The organism is Ruminococcus sp. CAG:57 (assembly GCF_000435935.1).
Classification (GTDB): Bacteria; Bacillota; Clostridia; order Oscillospirales; family Ruminococcaceae; genus Hominimerdicola; species Hominimerdicola aceti.
This window is the reverse complement of the sequence record NZ_FR890711.1, coordinates 1-4,091: the sequence shown is the minus strand read 5'-3', so window position 1 is coordinate 4,091 and position 4,091 is coordinate 1. Positions and strand designations below refer to the sequence as shown.

Genomic DNA, 4,091 nt, shown 5'->3' with positions numbered 1-4,091 from the left:
AAGACTTCCAAAGGCTATCGTTCAGCACGAGATAGACAATCTGACAAACATGGGCGTACATATCATGACAAACATGGTTATCGGCAGAGTTCTTTCTATCGACGAGCTTATGGGCATGGGCTATGAGGCTGTATTCGTAGGCTCAGGCGCAGGTCTTCCAAGATTCATGGGTATCGAGGGCGAAGGTCTTGTAGGCGTTTACTCTGCTAACGAGTACCTTACAAGAATCAACCTTATGAAGGCATACAAGGACGATTATGAGACTCCTATCATGAAGTCTAAGAACGTAGCTGTAGTAGGTGGCGGTAACGTTGCTATGGACGCTGCTCGTTCTGCAATGAGACTTGGTGCTGAGCACGTTTATATCGTATACAGACGTTCAATGGACGAGCTTCCTGCAAGAAAGGAAGAAGTTCATCACGCTCAGGAAGAGGGCATCGAGTTCCTCGTTCTTAACAACCCAGTTAAGATAGTTGGCGACGAGAACGGTCATGTAAACGGCATGGAGTGCATCAAAATGGAGCTGGGCGAGCCTGACGCAAGCGGCAGAAGACGTCCTATCCCTATCGAGGGTTCAAACTTCATTCTTGACGTTGATACAGCTATCATGTCTATCGGTACATCACCTAACCCACTTATCAGAAGTACAACTCCTGGTCTTGAAACAAACGATCACGGCTGCCTTATCGTTGACGAGAACGAGTCAACAACTAAGGAAGGCGTTTACGCAGGCGGTGACGCTGTTACAGGCGCTGCTACTGTTATCCTCGCTATGGGTGCAGGCAAAAAGGCTGCCGCTGCTATCGACGAGTATATCAAGAACAAGAAATAATTTCTTGTAAATGAAAATTATTTGTTAAAAGGCTTGAAGTTTGTGCAAATATCTGATATACTAATATAGTATTATTAGATTTGGAGGTCTTTTGATGAATTTGTCAGCAATTATTTCAGTTTTGGCAGCTGAGCAGAGTTCACCTGCATCACTTGCCATGACTTTTATCCCACTGGTACTCATAATCGTGTTCTTCTATTTCTTTATTATCCGTCCGCAGAAAAAGCAGGATAAGAAAGACGCTGAGATGAGAGATAACCTTGAGATAGGTGACGAGGTCGTTACAAACGGCGGAATCGTTGGTATCGTGTTCTCTATCAAGGACGACACTGTTGTTATCGAAACAGGCGGAGACAGAAGCAAGATCCGTGTTAAAAAGTGGGCTATCGCTAAGAATGAAACAATTCATGACGGTGACGCAAAGTAAATATCGCTTTTAAGGGACGGGTAGTTTTATCCGTCCCTTTTTGTGTTCTTATTGTCTGTGGCTTTGAATATAATTTTCCTAGGGAATTTTGTATGCGGGGGTGCGGATATGAAAAATAACAGGTTTTTTGGGGGCAGAAAGCTGTCTGTGCTGTCATCAACGGCGTTGTCTGCCTGCGTGGGGTGCGGTGCGATATTTGTTGCTGTGCTTGCTTTTGCGTATGTTATCACTAAGATAGATGCCACCGATCTTATGCTGTCGGTGATGTCAACAGCGGCACTTGGTATCGGGGCGTATGCAGGGGGATATGTCTGCGGAAAAAGGCAACGTAGAAACGGTCTGCTGTCAGGTGTGCTGTGCGGAGTGTTCATTTTTCTTATCATTGTCATTCTCAGTGCACTGTTTTCAAAAGCTGCTGAAAGCTTTTCCGTGCCTGCAAAGCTTGTGCTTACCCTTGTGTGTGCAGGCGTAGGCGGAGTTGTAGGGGTAAATTCTAAAAGCAGCCGTTTTTGATAAGGATAAATATTTATACTGCATTAACTATTCGTTCATAAAACATAGTGAGATATGTGGTATAATTAGTGTAAATCAATTATTGGAGGTAAAATCCTATGAAACATATCAAGACGATCAATAAGGCTAATCTCAAGAAGACTGCTGCTAAGGGTGGCTGCGGCAAGTGTCAGGCATCATGTCAGTCAGCTTGCAAGACCTCCTGCACAGTTGCTAACCAGAAGTGCGAGAGAGAGGCTTAATATTCCGATCTTTCTGAGGCGTGCGAGCGTACACACGCCTTGCTAAAGGGACATTTTTATGTCCCTTTATTTTTGTATAAATTTGTATATGAATATAAATGCGAAAGGTGATTTTTAAATGATACACAAGTTTAAGCTTGGCGGCTTTAATGCACTGCTTGACGTGAACAGTGGCGGAGTACATATTATAGACGATCTGACATATGATTTGTTAGACAATGTTGAGCCGCCTTTTGAGGAGAAATGTCCTGAGGACGTTGTAAGAAAGCTGTCAAAGATGTATGACAGCAAGGATATCGAGGATTGTTATGAGGAGATAGTTTCTCTTTACAATGACAAGATATTGTTCAGCGAGGACGATTACGAGAAGTATGCCCTGTCTGCTGTGGCTTCACCTATCAAGGCGATGTGTCTGCATATCGCTCACGACTGTAACCTGAGATGTAAATATTGTTTTGCTTCAACAGGCGATTTCGGTCAGGGCAGAATGCTCATGGATTATGAAACAGGCAAGCGTGCTATAGATTTTCTTATAGAGCGTTCAGGAGACAGAAAATTTCTTGAGGTGGACTTCTTCGGCGGTGAGCCGTCACTGAATTTCGGTACGGTAGAAAAGCTTGTTGAGTATGCACGTTCACAGGAGGAGCCTCACAATAAAAAGTTCAGATTTACTGTTACCACAAACGGTGTACACCTCACTGACGAGATGATAGACTTCATCAACAAGGAAATGTACAACGTTGTTCTGTCTATCGACGGAAGAAAAGAAGTCAATGACAGAATGAGAGTGCGTGTTGACGGTTCAGGAAGCTATGACAGGATTATCCCTAACTTCAAGAAGCTTGTTGAGAAACGTCCTAAGAACAAGGATTGGTATGTAAGAGGCACTTACACAAAGTATAATCTTGACTTCTCAAATGATGTAATGCACCTTTATGATCTGGGATTCGACCAGATATCCGTTGAGCCTGTTATGGCTGACCCTAGCGAGCCTTATGCTATCACTGAGGCTGACCTGCCGAGGATCTTCAAGGAGTATGAGATACTTTCTGAGAAGATACAGAAGATAAGGGACGAGGGCAAGTTCATAAACTTCTTCCATTTTATGATAGACCTCGATCAGGGTCCTTGTGCGATAAAGAGACTTAGGGGCTGTGGAAGCGGAAACGAGTATGTTTCTGTTACTCCTGACGGCGATATTTACCCATGTCATCAGTTCGTTGGTATCACCGAGTTCAAAATGGGCAATCTCTATGACGGCACATTTAACGAGGAAATGAAAGATATGTTTGCTCACGCACACGTTTACAACAAGCCAGAGTGCAAAAAGTGCTGGGCAAAGTTCTATTGCAGTGGCGGTTGCAATGCAAACAACTACATTTACGCAGGTGATATCCACAATGCGCATAAGCTGTCATGTCAGATACAGAAGAAGCGTCTTGAATGTGCTATCATGATGAAGGCTGTTAAAATGCTCGACAGCGCAGAATGAATATAAATATTTTGTAAATTTCACGCATGGTAACTTTTATGTACATATATAAACTTAATATGTACATAAACGTTTGAAGTTTAACAAAAAAAATTTATTGAATAATCGGTTTAAAAAGCACGGAATAACAAATGACGTTATTCCGTGCTTTCTGCTGTTATTACATAGTATGATCATGTCGAAAAATAGCAAAATGCGTCTGATATGTTAATAAGTATTAAGATAAATATAATGTATACTAAGCTGGTAGCTTATTGACAAAGTGGGTCGAATTTAGTATAAGATTGACATAAACAAAAGGTGCTTGGCGGTCATGTTACCGCAAATCGGCTATAACGAGCGCCCTCTGTATCGGACAGTATAAACCGACAAATTATTATGAAAAGGACGAAGAGATATGAAAACTAATGAAAAGAAGAATACTTCTGCTAAGAAGAAACTTATACCTGCAGTTGCAATGCTCACAACTTCCGCTGTAATGCTTTCTACTGCTACTTACGCTTGGTTTACTATGAGCAGAGAAGTTGAAGTAACAGGCATTAAGCTTACTGCTACAACTCCACAGACAATTGAAATTTCACTTGG

Annotated in this window: 5 protein-coding genes and 1 pseudogene; all 6 read left to right on the top strand. The window is 42.2% G+C overall.

The window, feature by feature from the left end; all coding sequences use genetic code 11:
- The coding region (locus QVO88_RS04180; RefSeq protein WP_288177768.1) for an FAD-dependent oxidoreductase at positions 1-832 on the top strand (832 nt) is incomplete at its 5' end.
- Between the two features lie 94 nt (positions 833-926).
- On the top strand, positions 927-1,259 hold the full coding sequence (yajC, locus tag QVO88_RS04175; protein ID WP_022287272.1) for a preprotein translocase subunit YajC: 333 nt from the start codon (positions 927-929) through the stop codon (positions 1,257-1,259).
- A gap of 108 nt (positions 1,260-1,367) precedes the next feature.
- Entirely contained in the window at positions 1,368-1,772 is a 405-nt protein-coding gene (locus tag QVO88_RS04170; RefSeq protein ID WP_022287271.1) for a TIGR04086 family membrane protein, read from the top strand.
- 98 nt (positions 1,773-1,870) lie between these two features.
- Positions 1,871-2,014: a six-cysteine ranthipeptide SCIFF gene (scfA, locus tag QVO88_RS04165; protein ID WP_013498654.1), complete on the top strand. Its 144-nt coding sequence runs from the start codon at positions 1,871-1,873 to the stop codon at positions 2,012-2,014.
- Between the two features lie 118 nt (positions 2,015-2,132).
- Positions 2,133-3,506 carry a thioether cross-link-forming SCIFF peptide maturase gene (scfB, locus tag QVO88_RS04160; RefSeq protein WP_022287270.1) on the top strand — a complete coding sequence of 458 codons (1,374 nt, stop codon included), beginning with the start codon at positions 2,133-2,135 and terminating at the stop codon, positions 3,504-3,506.
- Between the two features lie 397 nt (positions 3,507-3,903).
- Positions 3,904-4,091: pseudogene (locus QVO88_RS04155) on the top strand (hypothetical protein); the annotation flags it as partial.